This is a genomic window from uncultured Mucilaginibacter sp. (assembly GCF_903913935.1).
Classification (GTDB): Bacteria; Bacteroidota; Bacteroidia; order Sphingobacteriales; family Sphingobacteriaceae; genus Mucilaginibacter.
The window spans coordinates 1-2,882 of record NZ_CAIWNH010000124.1; the positions used below are offsets into that span (position 1 = coordinate 1).

The 2,882-nt window shown below is 40.9% G+C and carries 6 protein-coding genes; 1 reads left to right on the forward strand and 5 read right to left on the reverse strand.

The genetic code is table 11. From position 1 onward, the window contains the following. Nucleotides 1–286 precede the first annotated feature (286 nt). Nucleotides 287–547, forward strand: coding sequence for a hypothetical protein (locus QZY09_RS04590; RefSeq protein WP_295668753.1), 261 nt, complete (start codon nt 287–289; stop codon nt 545–547). 274 nt (nt 548–821) lie between these two features. Here QZY09_RS04590 and QZY09_RS04595 read toward each other — a convergent pair whose 3' ends face one another. The 5 genes from QZY09_RS04595 to QZY09_RS04615 all read right to left on the reverse strand — a co-directional run. Then, nucleotides 822–1,343 (reverse strand): glycoside hydrolase family 108 protein, encoded by a 522-nt coding sequence (locus QZY09_RS04595; RefSeq protein WP_295668757.1) that lies wholly within the window; start codon nt 1,341–1,343, stop codon nt 822–824. 85 nt (nt 1,344–1,428) lie between these two features. Then, nucleotides 1,429–1,710 (reverse strand): hypothetical protein, encoded by a 282-nt coding sequence (locus tag QZY09_RS04600; protein ID WP_295668761.1) that lies wholly within the window; start codon nt 1,708–1,710, stop codon nt 1,429–1,431. A gap of 11 nt (nt 1,711–1,721) precedes the next feature. Continuing rightward, nucleotides 1,722–2,060, reverse strand: a complete 339-nt coding sequence (locus QZY09_RS04605; protein WP_295668764.1) for a hypothetical protein — start codon at nt 2,058–2,060, stop codon at nt 1,722–1,724. Further along, nucleotides 2,057–2,323, reverse strand: a complete 267-nt coding sequence (locus QZY09_RS04610; RefSeq protein WP_295668767.1) for a hypothetical protein — start codon at nt 2,321–2,323, stop codon at nt 2,057–2,059. Before QZY09_RS04610 ends, QZY09_RS04605 begins: the two co-directional genes overlap by 4 nt. Continuing rightward, the coding region (locus QZY09_RS04615; protein WP_295668770.1) for a hypothetical protein at nt 2,324–2,882 on the reverse strand (559 nt) is incomplete at its 5' end. It abuts the gene before it with no gap.

The window sequence follows — 2,882 nt, forward strand, 5'->3', positions numbered from 1 at the left end:
AGTAGAAATCTATATTGAAACTATTATTAACCAATAAAAAAAACGTAAAATGGAAAAACAAATTTTGACCATCGAAGATTGCGCCAAGTACTTTGGCTGCGAATTTGTTTTAAGGGATTCCGCAATTAAATTACCTATGCGGATGACTGGTATTTATTTTTCAAATGAATACATTTGGCGGTTATGAAATGAGGGATGTTATCGACTTCCTCCGCTCGAAATCCTACGACTGTGATGGGTTCATAGAGTGCGGAAAAGCTATTGATAAAACTTTAAAAACGGGAATATGAGAAAGACGATAACCCCAAAACAACAAGCCCTTTACGACTTCGTAAATTCGGGAGCGGTACTGATTGCTACAAGGCTAAACCACGATCAACCTGGATGGAGTCATTCACCCACGGTTTGGAAACTGGACGGGGTAAGAATTTCATACATGACCCCTCAATCGCTTCTAAGGCTGGGTTTAATTAAGTCTGATGGAACCGAAATAGGAGAAACGCACAATTTCACCTATTATAAGGTGGTTAAAGCAAAGATGAAATAACCATGTTACCGACATAAATGTCGGAGAGACCCAAGAATAACAAAAGCCCCGTGTTGGGGCTTTTTTAATGTCGTTTACTCAGTTTCCCGTTACATAAAATTAGGTTGTCGATTGACGTTTAAGCCCGACAAAGATAAGTGTTTTGCAAAAAGTCTAAAAAATATTCCTAAGTGAATAAAATGCTTGACCGTTTAAGGATAATTACTTACCTTAATTTTGGGGAAATAAGCCGGAGTGAGACCAAACCAGCCGTAAACCCTAAAAAATGAAAATCTTAGCAATACTGATATGCCAATATCCGATTTTTCCAACCCTTTTCAAAGCGGATTTGTTCGGGATGATCGGCAATAATTTCATCAATAAATTTCAATCTATCTTGCTGTATAGCGTTAAACAGACATTGCGGGTCGGGGTGGTTGTTGATTGCCGCTATGGTATGTGAGCCTATCAAACCGTCCGGCACAACCCCCAATATCTTTTGAGGTCTTTTGAAACCTGCTTCCCATGAACCCCAAACCCAATCAACAAGGATTTCGGCAATCCCTTGGCTGTTAATATCGTCTGCGTGCCATTTGTCCCAAAAGTACTTTTTCAGTACGATTGTAAAATCATCATGGCTCAATAGTTTAATATCGGATTCATCAATCACACCGTCCCCGTTCTTGTCATACCCGATCGCTTGCCACGATTTGAGGGTAATACCCATATTGGTAGCCCCCCCACGGTCGGTAGGGTCGTTAACATACCCCCCTTCGAATTGAAGTATTTTAGGGGTTAATAATTTTACGTCTGCCATTACTCTGATTTTGAGTTGTAAAATAAAACCAACAACAGCCCCGACATAATCAGGGCTGCTATTAGTGGAATAGTGTAAGGCTGCATTACGCGGCCACTTGCTTTTCGAGATGGTTGATAACCATGTCGGCCAATGCTTCGATTACAGGCTCCCCTACAAAGAGGGTGTTAATGACCGCCTTTGCGTCTTCTAAAATTGCAGCCTTTTCGGCTGGCGTTACGGCTGTGCCGATTTCTTTTTCTGCTTGCGCAAGTACTACGCGGATTTTTTTGAACATGTCTGTTTCGTTTTTATTAATGTGTGATAAAATATCTGAGTCGTTGGGTAATTCTTTGGGTACATATTCATCGGGGTCATTTTCTGCCAAACCCGAAGTACTTAGTTCTGATTCGAGTTTTTTTTTAATTCTTCGGTCGCTTGACTCATTAAGTCGATGGGCTGATCTGCGGGGTGTTCGTCTAGTGCATTTAGAAAGTCAGCAACTTTTTTAATTGGTGGGTCAACGGTCTCGGGTTTCTTAACCCCAATAAAAGGGGCTATAATCGTTAACAGTGCCAACAGCTTGCCGCACTCGGCAATTAGATGCTCTGTGACAATGGTCGGGTACAACTGGCTAATAGCGGCTAAAGCGGTCAATATAGCGGCACTGCTACCCAATACCTGCCCGACTATTGCCGGAACAGTGTCTTTGAAGTTTTTAAGTGAGATATTTATCATGACTTGTGAATGTTTAAATGTTGCTTAATGCTTATGATTTCTTCGTGGTGCCATTCGACCTTTTTAACTACTTCGTCATAGTTTTTTTTCATTCCATCCATTTCGTTAGCCAAAATGGCGTTGGTGACGTTGATCTTTTGAAGTTGATTTACTACCTCGTCTAGCCGCTTTATCACACTTTGAATACCCGCATTGAGCAAGTACCCGACAACCAAAACAAGAATGCCTGTAACTCCGGCAAGTACCCAAAGTTTTGTTTCCATTTAATATTTCAGGTTATAAGTTATAGTTGAAAGGTCTGCTGAATTCGGCACACCCAATGCGTTGCTCCCGGTAATGACATACCCCACACCAGCAGTTATTACATAGGTGTAATTGGCCGACATTGTGCCACCGTTACGGGTTTGTGTGGTTATCCCTGTAATGATTGACCCCGAGGCAACTAATGGGTCTGAAACCGTTACCGTTCCTGATACCAGCGTGGCCGTAAACGTTTGCGGAACGTCGGTAATATCTGCTATACCTGTGTAGTCTTTGTCTTGTGGCCGAAAGTGTATAATACTTGAAAGTTGATTTAAATTATCAATCACAATCCCCTTGCTAGCTAGCGTAGAAATTGTCACCGATTGCGGTTCATCATCAATTTTTATAGTGGTTATATTATTAAAGTTCGTAATATCACCAAAATAAAATGTCGAATTGTTTAAATTCGTTTTTATACCGGGTGCAATAAATATTTGGCTGTTCGGGTCGTATGAAAGGTGGGAATCCTGCCATATTTGATTACCATATGTGTATATTATTTGGTTATCGGTACTATTG